Source organism: Peribacillus sp. NPDC096540 (assembly GCF_050278525.1).
Lineage (GTDB): Bacteria > Bacillota > Bacilli > Bacillales > DSM-1321 > Peribacillus.
Genome location: NZ_JBNNTG010000003.1, coordinates 225,311 through 241,073 on the forward strand (window position 1 = coordinate 225,311; position 15,763 = coordinate 241,073).

The window sequence follows — 15,763 nt, forward strand, 5'->3', positions numbered from 1 at the left end:
AATGAAAAAACCGAATTTTTCTACCATAAATCCTGCTAAGGCTGAGATAAAAGGAACGGTTGAAGCATGGAGAAAAGAAGCCGAAAAAGCTGTTGAACAAAATATTGACGACCTTTTGTTTGAAACAAATGAACAAATAACGGTTAAACCGCTTTATGTCAAAGAAGATAATTACAAGTTGGAGCATATGGAAAGTGTGCCAGGTATTGCTCCGTTCACGAGAGGACCATATCCTTCCATGTACGTTAATCGCCCTTGGACCGTCCGGCAGTATGCGGGTTTTTCGACTGCTGAGGAATCCAATGCGTTTTACCGACGTAATCTAGCGATGGGGCAAAAGGGTCTCTCAGTTGCCTTCGATTTAGCTACTCACCGCGGCTATGACTCGGACCATCCGCGTGTTGTCGGTGATGTCGGAAAAGCGGGAGTTGCAATTGACTCCATTCTTGATATGAAAATCTTGTTTGACGGAATTCCGCTTGATCAAATGTCAGTATCGATGACGATGAATGGTGCGGTATTACCTATTCTGGCTTTTTATATTGTGACAGCTGAAGAGCAAGGGGTTACACAGGATAAACTTTCAGGTACGATTCAAAATGACATTTTAAAGGAATATATGGTTCGGAATACGTATATCTATCCACCAGAGATGTCGATGAAAATCATAGCTGATATTTTTGAGTATACATCCAAATATATGCCTAAATTCAACTCTATCTCCATATCCGGTTATCATTTGCAAGAAGCAGGTGCGCCGGCGGACATCGAGCTCGCCTATACGTTGGCTGATGGACTTGAGTATGCACGTACAGGAATGAAAGCCGGTATCGATATCGATAAATTTGCACCACGCCTTTCATTCTTCTGGGCTGTAGGAATGAACTACTTCATGGAAGTAGCGAAAATGAGGGCGGGTCGTTTTATTTGGTCAAAACTAATGAAACAATTTGAACCGAAAAATAAAAAAGCAATGGCATTGAGAACCCATTCTCAAACTTCAGGATGGAGCCTTTCTGAGCAGGATCCGTTTAACAATGTAGCACGGACCTTGATTGAAGCACATGCGGCCGCACTAGGTCATACACAATCCCTGCATACGAACGCATTAGATGAGGCGATTGCATTGCCAACTGATTTCTCGGCTCGTATTGCCCGTAATACACAGCTTTACCTGCAGGAGGAAACAGGAATTACAAAGGTTATCGATCCATGGGCGGGTTCATATTACGTTGAATCGCTCACTAATGAATTAATTGAACGGGCTTGGGCTCACATTGAAGAAATCGAAGGACTTGGAGGGATGGCAAAGGCAATTGAAACTGGTCTTCCAAAAATGAGAATCGAAGAAGCGGCAGCGAAACGTCAGGCTAAAATTGACTCTCAAGATGAAACTATCGTTGGCGTCAATAAATATCGTCTGAAAAAAGAAGATCCGATTGAAATACTGGAAATTGATAATACGGCAGTTCGCGAAAGTCAGCTTAAGCGATTAAGTGAGTTAAAAGCGAACCGTGATCAGGCTAAGGTCGATGAAGCTCTTCAAGCGTTAACTCTGGCTGCTAGAACAGGTGAAGGCAACATGCTTGAATTAGCTGTGCAGGCTACCCGCGTACGGGCTTCGCTAGGTGAAATTTCTGATGCTATCGAAGACGTGGCTGGACGTCACAAAGCAACAATCCGTTCTATCAGTGGTGTATATAGCTCTGCTTATTCCAAAGAAGCAGAGATTGAGGAAGTCGTCCAAATGACAGAAGAATTTCTTGAAAATGAAGGAAGACGACCACGGTTGCTGATGGCTAAAATGGGTCAGGACGGACATGACCGTGGAGCGAAAGTAGTCGGAACAGGTTTTGCTGATTTAGGCTATGATGTCGATATTGGACCGCTATTCCAAACGCCAGAAGAAACTGCGCTTCAAGCTGTTGAAAATGATGTTCATGTAGTCGGTATGAGTTCGCTTGCTGCCGGCCATAAAACATTGTTGCCACAGCTGATGTCAGAATTAAAAAAATTAGGTCGTGAAGATATTATTGTCATCGTCGGCGGTGTTATTCCTGCGCAGGATTATGATTATTTAATGCAAAATGGTGCTACTGCCATTTTTGGACCTGGTACTGTCATACCTCAGGCAGCGAAAAAAGTGCTTCAGGAAATATATCATCGCCTCGGATATGAGGAAGTGGCCCAGTAATGAGTGAAGACAAGAAGCCGGAATGGGTCGATCTCAACAATCAGGAAGGTTTTGCTTCTTCATTAAAGCCAGGTGTAGAATTAGCAGCCAGCCATAATAAAGCTTCAAAAAATAAATTCGTCAAAAAGCACAATGTAAAAATTTCGATTCCTGAACTTAAAGAAGGTATCATAAATGGCGAAAGAGCAAAGCTTGCTAAAGGGATTACACTGGTAGAAAGTAATGCCCCCCACCACTTTGATTTGGCACAAGAATTATTGCATTCTATTTTGCCTCATACAGGGAACTCGCTTCGCATCGGGATATCTGGCGTACCGGGTGCCGGAAAGAGTACATTTATTGAGACGTTTGGGACCTATTTATGTGATAGGGGTTATATGGTTGCAGTCCTGGCTGTCGATCCGAGTTCCTCAATCAATGGAGGAAGTATCCTTGGGGATAAGACGAGGATGGAGGAGCTTGCACGAAATCCTCGTGCCTTCATCAGGCCTTCCCCATCGGAAGGAACCTTGGGCGGGGTTCACCGCAAAACGAGGGAAACGATGTTGCTTTGTGAGGCGGCCGGATTTGATGTCATATTGATAGAAACAGTAGGTGTTGGTCAAAGTGAAGCAATTGTTCGAAGCATGGTCGACTTTTTCATGTTGCTTGTCCTTACAGGTGCCGGGGATGAATTACAGGGCATGAAAAAAGGGATTATGGAACTTGTAGATGGAATTGTGGTCAATAAAGCGGATGGTGAGAACATTCCGCTTGCGATTAGGACAAAGTCGGAATACAGTCGAATCTTGCATTTTCTTCAGCCTGCAACCAAAGGATGGGCAGGAAAAGCATACACTTGTTCTGCTGTAACCGGTAAAGGGATTCCCGAGCTTTGGGATGTGTTACAAGAGTTTTCTGATACTACGAAGGAGTCAGGTGTTTTTCAAGAGCGGAGAAGGATGCAAGCTAAAGAATGGCTATATTCATTAATTGATCACCAACTCAAAACGATGTTCTATAAAAATGAAACCGTTAAAGGTCTGCTTCCTGTGCTCGAAAACCAAGTGATGTCTGGGAATAAAACGGTTACCACTGCTGTTCAGCAAGCTTTTCAATCTTTTACGGATACTTTTAAGTCAAATTAAAAAAGAAAAGGATGGGGCATGAATGCAATGCATAATGCCCCATCCTTTTGTAGAAAGAGAAATTATCTTATTGTTAACTATATGAGTCCCGCTTCTTTTTTTAACATGTTAGTTCTTGCTTCTGTTGTTTTAGCAGGTAAATATATTGAATCAAGACGAGTCAATTGTTATGATAGGATTGAAGAGAAAACTTGGAAGGAGCACATACTATGAATATGGATTTCAATTTTTTAATGAACGACGTAGTCAAACAAGCTCGCGATGAGATTAAGACTGCTGGATATAGAGAACTGACTACCCCTGAGGAAGTAGAAGAAGTTTTTGCACAAAAAGGAACGACTCTTGTTATGGTCAACTCTGTTTGTGGTTGTGCAGGAGGGATTGCTAGACCGGCTGCAGCTCATGCCATTCATAATGATAAACGCCCTGATCAGCTCGTAACTGTTTTTGCTGGTCAAGATAAAGAAGCAACGGAAAAGGCCCGTGATTATTTCGAAGGTTATCCACCGTCTTCACCATCATTTGCTCTACTTAAGGATGGAAAAATCATTACGATGATAGAACGTCATGAAATCGAAGGTCATCATCCAATGTCTGTTGTCGAAAAATTGCAAGATTACTTTGATCAATATTGCGAAGAAGTTTAAGTTACTTTTTAGTAAGCTGAATTGCCAGAATGAAACCCGCTAATTTGGCGGGTTTTTTTATTCATGATTCTACATAATTAAGGAGCATTTAGGAAAGAAGATAGATAAGGCAAACCGATATACTCCACGTGGAGGGAGTGTATGAAATATAAAGATTATTATTAGAATATTCTAAAAAATGAATCTATTATTAACGTTATTGAATAATTATTAGGGTGTGTTAAAATACATAATAGTGTATGAATATTAGTTATTCAAATTACTTAATAATTTAACAAAAACTAAATTTAATACCAAGAGAATTGAAAATATCATTTTGGAGGAATAATAATGAAGTTGAAAAAGCAGTTAGCATTGTTGCTTACTTCTGTTTTATTAGTAGGTATTTTAGCAGCATGCGGAACATCAGAGAAAGAAGATACTAAAACAGCTGACAATGAAGACAAAAAAGTTCTAGTAATGGGAACCTCTGCGGATTATCCACCTTTTGAATATGTTGAAACATCGAAAAGCGATGAAATTAAAGGATTTGACATTGATATCGCTAAGGCCATCGGTAAAAAATTAGGTTATGAGGTTAAAGTGAAGGATATTGACTTTAATAGCCTTGTACCGGCACTAGAAAATAAATCAGTCGACTTTGTTATCTCTGGAATGACTCCGACACCTAAACGTGAGCAATCAGTCGATTTTAGTGATATTTACTATACAGCTAAAAACATGATTATAACGACAGAAGACAGTAAGATTAAAACCGTTGAAGATTTAAAAGGGAAAACGGTAGGCGTACAGCTTGCGTCCATCCAAGAGACATTGGCAACTGACCTGAATAAAAGTAAAGATATCGGGATGAAAGTTGAAAAAAGAAATAGGATTCCAGAAGTTGTTCAAGAAATGGTTTCAGGACGTTTTGATGCAGTAATAATGGAAGATACTGTGGCTAAGGGCTATTTAAAAGATAATAAGGATTTAGTGGGCTATGTGATTGAGTCTGGTGAAGAGGATGCCGGTTCAGCAATTGCTTTCCAAAAAGGGAGCCAATTAACAGAAAAATTTAATGCTGAATTGAAAAAAATGTTAGAGAATGGTGAAATGGAAAAATTAATACTAAAATGGTTTGGCGGCAGCGAAACTGAATAATACAGAGAGATGAAAAGCGTTCAGAAGCGATTTAGTATGCCTTCTGAGCGTTTTTCCGCGCTTTATTGTTTTGAAAATGAAGCAAGAAGGCCTAGGTACTGGCCTTCATAAGAGAGGATGAATGGAGTGAATCTGGATTTTGAGAGGATTATGCCGTCCCTTCCATATATTATGGGGGGAATACCGACTACTTTAAAGGTTGTAGCGGTTGCGGCTGTCATCGGTTTTGTTTTGGGGATATTATTATCAATACTGAAAATCAGTAGAATTAAGCCATTAAATTGGATTGCTGACTTTTATACATCGATTTTCCGCGGTACACCATTAGTCCTGCAATTGATGCTTATTTATTTTGGTTCACCACAAATATTAGGAATTCAAATCGAAGCATTTCAAGCAGCGTTCTTAGCTTTCGGCTTAAACTCTGCCGCATATATCTCAGAGATAATCAGGGGAGGTATTTTAGCGGTTGATAAAGGACAGCGTGAGGCTGCGCTAGCACTTGGGGTGCCCTATTCCAGCATGATGCTTAACATTATTCTTCCGCAGGCTATCAAGAATATCATGCCATCTCTAGTAAACGAATTGATTTCTTTAACGAAGGAATCTGCAGTTGTCACAATTATTGGATTAGGAGATATTATGCGCCGTTCTTATATTGTCGGCGGTGAGACATATAAATTCTTCGAGCCGATTTTATTTGCCGGTCTCATTTATTATGTGATGGTTATGGTTCTTACCATCTTAGGCAAAGTACTTGAAAGGAGAATGAGACGCAGTGATTAAAATTGATAAACTCAAAAAAAATTATGGTAAGCTCGAGGTATTAAAGGGAATTAGCACCGAGATAGGACAGGGTGAAGTGTTAGCGATTATCGGTCCTTCTGGTTCAGGAAAATCAACTTTCTTACGATGTATCAATATGCTTGAGACACCAACTGATGGTCAAATTTGGTTTAAGGATCAAATGATAACTGAAAAAAAGACCAACATTATGAAAGTACGTGAAAATGTAGGGATGGTATTTCAGCATTTTCATTTATTCCCACATAAAACCGTGCTAGAGAATCTGACATACGCGCCTATGAAGGTGAAAAAATTATCGAAGGCGGAAGCGGTAAATCAAGGTCGTGAGCTTTTGAAAAAAGTAGGGTTGGCTGATAAAGAATCGTCTTATCCTAACCGTCTATCCGGTGGACAAAAACAAAGGGTAGCCATTGCTCGCGCATTGGCGATGAACCCGGAAGTAATGTTATTTGATGAGCCTACTTCAGCACTTGATCCTGAGATGGTAAAAGAAGTACTCGAAGTTATGAAGTCGCTAGCTCATACAGGGATGACTATGCTGATTGTAACGCATGAAATGGGATTTGCTAAAGAAGTGGCCGATCGTGTGCTTTTCTTAGACGAAGGCCAACTTGTTGAAGAAAGTGCTCCTGAAGAATTCTTCTCCAATCCGAAAAGTCAGCGTGCAAAAGACTTTTTAGAAAAAGTTTTATAAGCTAAAGTATTAGTATATAATTATAAAAAAAGGTAACTTTTGGTTACCTTTTTTTATTTTATCCATATAATGTATTTTTGAGGGAATGTATTTTTAAAAATTGAAAATTTTCGTTCTAAGGACTGTAAAATTATCTAAATTGCTGATAGTATTATAATAGATAGTGAAAGAGCCAGGTGATACATAACAATGTTTAAGATCGGATACAGAACGATTAAAACTGCTTTGGGGGCAACCTTGGCAATTATTATTGCACAAATGCTTAACCTGGATCATTTTTCGGCTGCGGGAATCATTACGATTTTATGCATACAAGTTACAAAAAAGAAATCGGTGTATGCCTCCTGGCATCGATTTTTGGCTTGTTTAATTGCAATGGTTTATTCCACCCTATTGTTTCAGTTTATTGCTTACCATCCATTGATAATAGGATTGATTCTTTTGATTTTCATTCCAACTACAGTTGCTTTGAAGATTAATGAAGGGATTGTAACGAGCAGCGTCATCATCATGCATCTATATGGGTCGGGTGACATCACTTTTGCTCTTTTGATTAATGAAACAATATTAATCGCAGTAGGAGTAGGGGTAGCACTTGTCATGAATCTGTACATGCCTAGTCTTGATGAGAAACTGCTTGCCTATCAGGAAAAAATTGAAACTAATTTTAGTGCGATTTTGATGGGAATTGTTCGCTATTTACGGGATAATGATCACACCTGGGATGGAAAGGAAATTACAGAAACAGCTAATCTTCTTAATCAAGCCAAAAGCCTTGCTTTCCGGGACGTAGAAAATCATTTTTTAAGGGAAGAAGACCTTTATTACCATTATTTCAAAATGCGTGAAAAGCAATTTGAAATAATTGAGCGGATTCTTCCTTTAGTCACAAATATTCCTCTGATAGTTAAGCAAAGCGGGATAGTGGCTGATTTTATTGAAGATCTTGCAGAAAATGTTCACCCACAAAATACAGCCATACTTTATCTGAAGAAGCTTGAAGAAATGGTGATATTTTTTAGGGGAATGGAACTTCCGCTAACCCGAGAAGAATTTGAATCAAGGGCCGCGTTACTGCAGCTCATGAAGGAAATGGAGCGCTATTTATTGCTTAAGCATTCCTTCAAAGGATTACCTAAGCTAACCAATAATCGAATGAAAAAGAGGCACTTGGCTTAAACTAAGCAAAAAAGTAAAGGAATTGATAGAAATGAAATGGATCCTTTCTTTATTGCTTATCCTGTCTTTGTTGCCACTTCAGGTACAGGCTCAACAAGTAAAGACCGGCGACCCGTTTATAATCATCAATAAAGCTAACAATAAATTGGCTTTTATCGATGATAACGAGGTTCAGGAGATACTACCGGTCGGCACAGGAAAGAGTCAAGAATTGACGCCTGAAGGATTATTTACGGTTAAGGTCAAAGCGGTTAATCCCTATTATCGAAAAAAGAATATTCCGGGTGGCGACCCTAGGAATCCACTGGGATCAAGGTGGATAGGATTTGACGCACGAAATACGGATGGCAGGATTTATGGGATACATGGTACAAATCAACCTGCATCAGTTGGAAAATATATTTCAAATGGCTGTGTCCGGATGTATAAATCCGATGTGGAGCGTTTGTACGAAAAGGTCCCGATTGGATCAAAGGTGTTAATTACTATATCCAAAGAGGATTTTAAAACAATGGCAAAAAAATATGGAGCCATTAAATAAAGAAGAGGGAAGCTTTTGGCTCCCCTCTCCTTCCGTATATCTATTACAAAAGAAATGCGATACCTGATAATAATGTCGTTAATAACATCGAGATAAGCATTAAATACACAACGATCTTTCTTATTTTTTTATTTCTCATTATGCTCTCTCCTCAAAACAGTTTGATTAATTTTATTTTAACTTGAACATTTAGTAGAAACAAGCAAAAGTATATTGTTCTTATTATTCCGAAAGTTAAAGAAATTTTCCACCAGATTAGTAGAATTTTAATAGAGTTGTTGTCTAATAGTACATAGCATAAAGGGGTTTATTTGAATGATTAAAAATATCGATCATATCGGCATAGCTGTTAAGTCACTTGATGAAACTTTGCCGCTTTACACTGATACGCTGAAGTTGGAGCTCGAAGGAATTGAGACAGTAGAAAGCCAAGGCGTTAAAGTTGCATTTATCTTAGCAGGGAATACTCGTTTAGAGTTGTTGGAAGCGTTGTCACCAGAAAGTCCAATTGCCAAATTTATTGAAAAACGCGGCGAAGGTATTCATCACGTTGCCCTAGGTGTAGAACATATCGAAGATCGGATTAAAGAAATTAAAGAATCAGGCATTCGAATGATTGATGACACCTCAAGAAAAGGAGCACACGATGCTGATGTTGCTTTCGTTCACCCTAAATCAACAGCGGGTGTATTATATGAGCTTTGTGAAAGAGCTGAATCAAAGGAGGAAATGAAATGACAGACATATATGAAACAATTAATGACTTGTACGACAGACGCCGGAAAGTGGAACTAGGTGGCGGTGAAGAAAGAATCGATAAGCAGCATGAGAAAGGTAAACTTACAGCAAGGGAAAGAATTGAACTTTTAGTGGACCCAGGCACGTTCATTGAACTAAATCCTTTTATCAAACATCGTAATACTAATTTTGGTATGGAAAAGGCAGAAGGGCCAGGAGAAGGGGTTGTCACTGGTTACGGAAAAGTCAATGGGCGCGACATTTATTTGTTTTCCCAAGACTTCACAGTATTTGGGGGAGCACTAGGGGAAATGCATGCTCTGAAAATTGCCAATGTTATGGATTTGGCAGCGGAAAATGGAGCCCCGTTCATTGGTTTAAACGATTCCGGTGGAGCACGTATTCAAGAAGGAGTAGTTTCTCTGGACGGATATGGTCAAATTTTCTATCGTAACTCTATCTATTCGGGTGTTATTCCGCAAATTTCTGTTATTATGGGACCTTGTGCGGGTGGAGCAGTGTATTCTCCAGCGATAACGGACTTCGTCTTCATGGTTGAAAAAACGAGTCAGATGTTCATTACAGGTCCAAAAGTTATCGAAACAGTAACAGGTGAAAAGATTTCATCTGAAGGATTAGGTGGAGCAACTGTACATAACACCATAAGTGGCAATGCTCATTTCAAGGGAGCATCAGAGGAACAAGTTTTAGAAGATGTTAGACGTCTTCTAAGTTATCTGCCACAAAACAATGAAGAAAAGCCACCAGTTTTGGAGGCAGACGATGAAGATGACTACCGTCCAGACTTAACGGATGTTGTTCCGTATGAAGGGATTCGTCCATATGATGTTCGTAAAGTATTGGAGCAAGTTGTCGATGAGGGTTCGTTCATGGAAGTACAAGCTGAATTTGCGAAAAACATTGTGGTCGGTCTAGCACGTATTAAAGGTAAATCAGTGGGACTTGTCTGTAACCAGCCAAAGGTATTGGCAGGAGGGCTGGATATTGATTCTTCTGATAAAGCTGCCCGTTTTATTCGTTTCTGTGATTCGTTTAACATTCCATTAATTACGTTTGAAGACGTTTCTGGCTTCTTCCCTGGTGTTAAACAAGAGCACGGAGGCATAATCCGTCACGGAGCAAAGCTTCTATATGCGTATTCTGAAGCAACAGTGCCAAAATTGACAATCATTCTCCGTAAAGCATACGGTGGTGCCTATGTGGCTCTTAATAGTAAATCGATCGGTGCGGACCTTACGTTTGCATGGCCTAATGCCGAAATTGCGGTTATGGGATCTGCTGGAGCAGCCAATATCATTTTCGCCCGTGAAATACAAAATAGTGAAGACCCGGAAGCAACTCGTACAGATAAAATTGAAGAATATCGTGAGAAATTCGCCAATCCATATGTAGCTGCAAGTCTTGGGATGGTAGATGACGTTATTGATCCTCGTGAAACCAGGATCAAGATTATTCAGTCTCTAGAAATGCTACGCAACAAAAAAGAAACTCGACCATGGAAAAAACACGGAAATATTCCGTTGTGATTCTAACTTGTAAGGAGCCCAAAACAAATTTTGTTTCGGGCTTCTTTTTTACTGGCGAAGTTAATATATGAACAAGTAAATCACTTATCATAGATCCGTGTCATCCTCGGCATTCGCTAGTTCAATTTGACCTATCGACATGTAAGAAGACACAAGCTATTTTAAGGAAGTCTTCTTTCCTTTTCGGATTATTTGCCGGGTTACCACTTTTAGAAGTATACTTAAAGAGGAAAACTTTTTTGGAGGTTTTATTTTATGATTAATGAAGAACGTTTGGTTAGCGAATTTATGGAATTAGTACAAATTGATTCTGAAACAAAAAATGAAGCCGCAATTGCCAAAGTGTTGAAAGAAAAATTCACGGCTCTTGGTGTAAATGTTTTTGAAGATGATACAACGGCGGTTACTGGCCATGGTGCAGGCAATTTGGTTTGTACTTTGAAAGGTACCAAAGAGGGTGTAGATACCATTTATTTCACATCTCATATGGATACGGTAGTGCCTGGTAACGGAATCAAACCTTCCATTAAAGATGGATACATAGTGTCAGACGGAACGACTATTTTAGGAGCGGATGACAAAGCGGGATTAGCGGTTATATTAGAAACGCTTAAAGTAATTAAAGAACAGAATATCGAACATGGTACGATTGAATTCATTATTACTGTTGGTGAAGAGTCAGGGTTAGTTGGGGCAAAAGCACTGGACCGCTCCCTTGTGACGGCCAAATTTGGTTTTGCACTCGATAGTGATGGAAAAGTAGGGAATGTTGTGGTTGCCGCACCTACTCAGGCTAAAGTTTCAGCTGTAATTTTAGGTAAGACAGCTCATGCTGGTGTTGCTCCTGAAAAAGGCGTTTCAGCGATTACTATTGCTTCAAAGGCAATTTCAAGAATGCCCCTAGGTCGTATCGATGATGAAACAACAGCCAACATCGGACGTTTCCAAGGTGGACAGCAAACCAATATTGTTTGCGACCATGTTGAAATCTTAGCTGAAGCAAGATCCTTAATTCCTGAAAAAATGGAAAAACAGGTAGCAAGAATGAAAGAGGCATTTGAGACCGCAGCCATCGAAATGGGTGGACGGGCCGAAGTGGAAGTCAACGTCATGTATCCTGGCTTTAAATATGGGGCTGGTGATCATGTAGTCGAAATCGCGAGAAAAGCAGCGGAGAATATCGGACGTCCATGCGAGTTAGTTAAAAGTGGCGGTGGAAGCGATGCGAACGTGATTGCAGGGTTTGGAATTCCTACTGTCAATCTAGCTGTAGGCTATGAAGATATTCATACTACGAACGAGAGAATTCCTGTTGAAGAATTAACGAAGCTTGCTGAAATGGTTGTCAGTATCATTAAGGAAGTTGCTGGGGAATAATAATCGACCGTAAAACCATGAGTGAAATGAATAAGGTGCTCTTTCCTAGTAAATCGGTGACGGACAAGCATGAACATAGATGGATTGCGATAAGGACAGTTGGGTCCATCGGACTTGTTGTGCAGGCAGCCCGATGTAATACTTTGAATTAGCAAAAGTTTGTATCATCTCTATAAGGCGTTCAAGCATTGCAGGGATATATCTACAGTCATCAATAATATGATGGCTGTTTTTCTTGGAGTAGAAGTATCATTTCACTGTGGTTACCAAGGATAAATATGGGTACCTTATATAGAAATAGTTATTTTTAATTGACCCTAATTTACGGTATTTTTTCTTGTACAAGGATGTGACAGTCACATGAAGGACATGTATCCCAAAAATGGCAGGGTCATTCTCCATGTAGACATGAATAGTTTCTATGCTTCTGTGGAAATGTCCTATGATGTTTCATTGAAAGGCAAGCCGCTTGCCATAGCCGGTAATGTAGAGGAAAGAAGAGGCATCATTGTCACATGCAGCTATGAGGCACGGAAATTCGGGGTTAAAACGACTATGCCTATTTGGCAGGCGAAAAAACTTTGCCCTCAATTAATTATTCAGAAACCGAATTTCGAACGTTATCGAAAAGCATCACTGGCTATTTTTGAGGTATTGCGACAATATACAGAAATGGTTGAACCGGTCTCCATCGATGAAGGGTATCTGGATATTAGCGAATGTGTCGAATTAGGTTCACCTCTAGAAATTGCCAAAAGCATTCAGGAAAGAATTTATAAAACGATGGACCTCCCTTGTAGTATCGGCATTGCACCTAATAAATTTTTGGCCAAAACGGCCTCTGACATGAAAAAGCCAATGGGTATCACCGTGTTAAGAAAAAGAGATATTTCTGAAACGCTCTGGCCTTTACAAGTGGGAGAAATGCATGGCATCGGCAGTAAGACATCGGAAAAACTTCACTCCATCGGTATTATGACAATTGGGGACCTTGCTCATGCTCACGATAGGCAGCTGAAGCAACTGCTTGGTATCAATGGCGCTCGTTTAAAGGATAGAGCAAATGGTATCGATTCTCGGGTTGTTGATCCGGAAGCTATTTTTGACCATAAAAGCATTGGAAATTCGACAACGCTCCCACATGATTCTTCTAATCAAAAAGAACTGATTGGGATATTGGAAAAGCTTTCAGAAAAGGTTGCTGTCCGATTAAAAAATAAACGCCTGCTTGGTCAGAAAGTTGGTGTGACGATCCGCTATAAAGACCGCCGCACCATTACCAGAAGTAAAACAGTTCCTAATCCAGTTTTTGAAAAAGCGGATATTTTGAATAGAGCTGTAGACTTGTTTTTGAAAAATTGGAATGGGGAACGAATTAGGCTTCTTGGTGTCACCGCTTATGATGTTATTGAAAAAGAATCGGCCTTTAAACAACTGGATATATTTTCCTTTCAAGAAGACGCCGAAAAAGAACCTTTGTACGAAGCGATGGAACACTTGCAAAATAAGTACGGAGAAAATATTATTAAAAAGGGATTATCCTTGAAAAACCGTTCGATCGGAACAGACACAAGCTTCAGCAAAGATTTCTTTGAGCAATCAAGGAGGAAAAATCCTTCAGGTGACAAAGATTAGCTAATAAGTTGTGTAAAGATATAGAGAAGGGAAAGATAACCATGAAAAAACAACAGATTGGCGTTATCGGACTAGCCGTAATGGGTAAAAATCTTGCATTTAATATTGAAAGCAGAGGATATTCAATTTCCGTCTATAATCGCTCAGGGTCAAAAACAGACGAAATGATGAAAGAAGCAGAAGGTAAAAATGTATTAGCAGCGTATAGCCTAGAAGAATTCGTGAATTCTCTGGAAACACCACGTAAAATTCTATTGATGGTTAAAGCTGGTGCTGCAACTGATGCTACTATCGAACAATTAAAACCACTGCTTGAAAAAGGCGATATCGTCATTGATGGTGGAAATACGTTCTTCAAGGACACTCAGCGTCGCAATGAGGAGTTAAGCCAATTAGGTATTCATTTCATCGGTACGGGCGTCTCAGGAGGGGAAGAGGGAGCTTTAACAGGTCCTTCTATCATGCCAGGCGGTCAAAAAGAAGCGTATGAACTTGTCGCTCCAATTTTGAAGGATATATCGGCTAAAGTAGATGGCGATGCTTGCTGTACGTATATCGGACCAGACGGAGCCGGACATTATGTCAAAATGGTACATAATGGAATTGAATATGGAGACATGCAGTTGATTTCCGAATCTTATTTCCTTTTGAAAAACCTTCTTGGTCTGACTGCTGAAGAATTCCATGAAGTGTTTACAAAATGGAACAATGGAGAGCTTGATAGCTATTTAATCGAAATTACTGCTGATATTTTCAAAAAATATGATAATGAAACTGGCAAGCCAATGGTCGATATCATTTTAGATAAAGCGGGCCAAAAAGGAACAGGAAAATGGACAAGCCAAAGTGCCCTTGACCTTGGAGTACCGCTTCCAATCATCACGGAATCTGTATTTGCGCGGTTTATCTCAGCAATCAAGGAAGAGCGTGTTGAAGCGAGCAAAATCCTACGGGGGCCAAAAACAGAGTCATTTACTGGTGATAAAAAGGCCTTGATTGAAAGTATTCGGAAAGCTCTTTATATGAGTAAAATTTGTTCATATGCACAAGGCTTTGCTCAAATGAAGGCAGCATCCGAAGAAAATAACTGGGATCTCCAATATGGAGAAATCGCAATGATCTTCCGTGGGGGTTGTATCATTCGTGCACAATTCCTACAAAAAATCAAAGAAGCATACGATCGTAAAGCGAACTTGAACAATTTGCTTCTTGATCCTTATTTCCAAGGTATTGTCGAAAGCTATCAAGGTGCTTTACGTGAGGTAGTGTCTACAGCAGTTATGAATGGAATTCCTGTTCCATGCTTGTCATCTGCGCTTGCTTATTTTGACAGCTATCGTACAGAAACGCTACCAGCAAACCTGATTCAAGCTCAACGCGACTATTTTGGTGCACATACGTATCAACGTATCGATAAAGAAGGAACTTTCCATACAGAATGGATGGAAAAATAAATGAAAGTAGCCGGCTTAAAAAGGGAGATTGCCCTTTTAAGCCGGTTTTTTTGCCCTTTTTACGCCAATGCAGTTGTCATTTTACTATGTAATCCACTTCATCCTCACATAGAACATGAAAAGGGTAATACGAATTAAAGCATGAGGAAGAAAATTTTTATATATTGCTGGAACAGGGGTTAAATGGTAATATTATACTGGTAATAAATAGGGCTTTTGCATTTTCTTTTTTGATAAAAATCATAGTATTATATATGGCATTCATTCTTGTTCTTTAGGTTTAAACACCTGCGATAAAAGGAATGGCTAGGTAAGGTCTAATGAAGATTGAACGATACAGTATGACGTTAAGAGAAAGAAGGAGCGGGTAACTGTGTATATCATTTGGGTGGCTTTAGCTATTATGTTATTTTTTATTGCCTTTGAATTTGGTGTATCATTTTGGGTTAATTCAGAAACAGATAAAGAAAAGTCTAAATCCAAGGAAATGATTCATATTATCCGAGAGAAATTAGTCAGGAAGAGTGCCTCATGAATAGAGAAGAGGATGCAGATTCACTGCATCCTCCAGACTGTAGACAAACTCGATGAAAATCGAGTTTGTCTACAGTTTTTTTGAGGGTTTTAAAAATTCGAACGCTGATTGGAACGGAACGCGCTTTCCCCGCAGGAGTCTCGCGCCT

Annotated in this window: 15 protein-coding genes; 14 read left to right on the forward strand and 1 reads right to left on the reverse strand. The window is 39.6% G+C overall.

The features are described from left to right. The first annotated feature begins 1 nt into the window (after position 1). From scpA to ACQKMR_RS05025, 8 genes are all read left to right on the forward strand, one after another. Positions 2–2,194, forward strand: coding sequence for a methylmalonyl-CoA mutase (gene scpA / locus ACQKMR_RS04990; protein ID WP_427696287.1), 2,193 nt, complete (start codon positions 2–4; stop codon positions 2,192–2,194). After that, on the forward strand, positions 2,194–3,321 hold the full coding sequence (gene meaB / locus ACQKMR_RS04995; protein WP_427696288.1) for a methylmalonyl Co-A mutase-associated GTPase MeaB: 1,128 nt from the start codon (positions 2,194–2,196) through the stop codon (positions 3,319–3,321). Before scpA ends, meaB begins: the two co-directional genes overlap by 1 nt. Positions 3,322–3,530: 209 nt before the next feature. Next, positions 3,531–3,968: a BrxA/BrxB family bacilliredoxin gene (locus tag ACQKMR_RS05000; protein WP_427696289.1), complete on the forward strand. Its 438-nt coding sequence runs from the start codon at positions 3,531–3,533 to the stop codon at positions 3,966–3,968. A 336-nt stretch (positions 3,969–4,304) separates the two neighbouring features. After that, positions 4,305–5,108 carry a transporter substrate-binding domain-containing protein gene (locus ACQKMR_RS05005; protein ID WP_427696351.1) on the forward strand — a complete coding sequence of 268 codons (804 nt, stop codon included), beginning with the start codon at positions 4,305–4,307 and terminating at the stop codon, positions 5,106–5,108. Between the two features lie 126 nt (positions 5,109–5,234). After that, the gene (locus ACQKMR_RS05010; RefSeq protein ID WP_427696290.1) at positions 5,235–5,894 is read left to right on the forward strand and encodes an amino acid ABC transporter permease; all 660 of its coding nucleotides are present in this window, start codon (positions 5,235–5,237) and stop codon (positions 5,892–5,894) included. Beyond that, entirely contained in the window at positions 5,887–6,609 is a 723-nt protein-coding gene (locus ACQKMR_RS05015; protein WP_427696291.1) for an amino acid ABC transporter ATP-binding protein, read from the forward strand. The genes ACQKMR_RS05010 and ACQKMR_RS05015 overlap by 8 nt, the downstream gene beginning before the upstream one ends. A gap of 189 nt (positions 6,610–6,798) precedes the next feature. Next, the gene (locus tag ACQKMR_RS05020) at positions 6,799–7,788 is read left to right on the forward strand and encodes an aromatic acid exporter family protein (protein WP_427696292.1); all 990 of its coding nucleotides are present in this window, start codon (positions 6,799–6,801) and stop codon (positions 7,786–7,788) included. Between the two features lie 31 nt (positions 7,789–7,819). After that, positions 7,820–8,329 carry a L,D-transpeptidase gene (locus tag ACQKMR_RS05025; RefSeq protein ID WP_427696293.1) on the forward strand — a complete coding sequence of 170 codons (510 nt, stop codon included), beginning with the start codon at positions 7,820–7,822 and terminating at the stop codon, positions 8,327–8,329. A gap of 43 nt (positions 8,330–8,372) precedes the next feature. On the opposite strand, the gene prli42 is transcribed toward ACQKMR_RS05025, so the two are convergent. After that, entirely contained in the window at positions 8,373–8,468 is a 96-nt protein-coding gene (prli42, locus tag ACQKMR_RS05030) for a stressosome-associated protein Prli42 (protein ID WP_427696294.1), read from the reverse strand. 176 nt (positions 8,469–8,644) lie between these two features. Between prli42 and mce the strand changes: the two genes are divergently transcribed. The 6 genes from mce to ACQKMR_RS05060 all read left to right on the forward strand — a co-directional run bounded on the left by mce (position 8,645) and on the right by ACQKMR_RS05060 (position 15,615). Next, a complete protein-coding gene (gene mce / locus ACQKMR_RS05035; RefSeq protein WP_427696295.1) occupies positions 8,645–9,067 on the forward strand; it encodes a methylmalonyl-CoA epimerase in 423 nt (140 codons plus the stop codon). Then, entirely contained in the window at positions 9,064–10,614 is a 1,551-nt protein-coding gene (locus tag ACQKMR_RS05040; protein ID WP_427696296.1) for an acyl-CoA carboxylase subunit beta, read from the forward strand. Before mce ends, ACQKMR_RS05040 begins: the two co-directional genes overlap by 4 nt. A 255-nt stretch (positions 10,615–10,869) precedes the next feature. Further along, positions 10,870–11,991, forward strand: a complete 1,122-nt coding sequence (locus ACQKMR_RS05045; protein WP_427696297.1) for a tripeptidase T — start codon at positions 10,870–10,872, stop codon at positions 11,989–11,991. Between the two features lie 360 nt (positions 11,992–12,351). Beyond that, positions 12,352–13,626 (forward strand): DNA polymerase IV, encoded by a 1,275-nt coding sequence (locus ACQKMR_RS05050; RefSeq protein WP_427696298.1) that lies wholly within the window; start codon positions 12,352–12,354, stop codon positions 13,624–13,626. A gap of 41 nt (positions 13,627–13,667) precedes the next feature. Next, positions 13,668–15,080 (forward strand): NADP-dependent phosphogluconate dehydrogenase, encoded by a 1,413-nt coding sequence (gene gndA / locus ACQKMR_RS05055; protein ID WP_427696299.1) that lies wholly within the window; start codon positions 13,668–13,670, stop codon positions 15,078–15,080. 373 nt (positions 15,081–15,453) lie between these two features. Beyond that, a complete protein-coding gene (locus tag ACQKMR_RS05060; RefSeq protein WP_427696300.1) occupies positions 15,454–15,615 on the forward strand; it encodes a hypothetical protein in 162 nt (53 codons plus the stop codon). Positions 15,616–15,763 lie beyond the last annotated feature (148 nt).

Bases quoted from the DNA above. Each gene is read 5' to 3' on its own strand.
- ACQKMR_RS05000 (WP_427696289.1), top strand. From the start codon at position 3,531: ATGAATATGGATTTCAATTTTTTAATGAACGACGTAGTCAAACAAGCT.
- meaB (WP_427696288.1), top strand. From the start codon at position 2,194: ATGAGTGAAGACAAGAAGCCGGAATGGGTCGATCTCAACAATCAGGAA.
- scpA (WP_427696287.1), top strand. From the start codon at position 2: ATGAAAAAACCGAATTTTTCTACCATAAATCCTGCTAAGGCTGAGATA.
- prli42 (WP_427696294.1), bottom strand. From the start codon at position 8,468: ATGAGAAATAAAAAAATAAGAAAGATCGTTGTGTATTTAATGCTTATC.
- ACQKMR_RS05050 (WP_427696298.1), top strand. From the start codon at position 12,352: ATGAAGGACATGTATCCCAAAAATGGCAGGGTCATTCTCCATGTAGAC.
- gndA (WP_427696299.1), top strand. From the start codon at position 13,668: ATGAAAAAACAACAGATTGGCGTTATCGGACTAGCCGTAATGGGTAAA.
- ACQKMR_RS05040 (WP_427696296.1), top strand. From the start codon at position 9,064: ATGACAGACATATATGAAACAATTAATGACTTGTACGACAGACGCCGG.
- ACQKMR_RS05020 (WP_427696292.1), top strand. From the start codon at position 6,799: ATGTTTAAGATCGGATACAGAACGATTAAAACTGCTTTGGGGGCAACC.
- mce (WP_427696295.1), top strand. From the start codon at position 8,645: ATGATTAAAAATATCGATCATATCGGCATAGCTGTTAAGTCACTTGAT.
- ACQKMR_RS05045 (WP_427696297.1), top strand. From the start codon at position 10,870: ATGATTAATGAAGAACGTTTGGTTAGCGAATTTATGGAATTAGTACAA.
- ACQKMR_RS05025 (WP_427696293.1), top strand. From the start codon at position 7,820: ATGAAATGGATCCTTTCTTTATTGCTTATCCTGTCTTTGTTGCCACTT.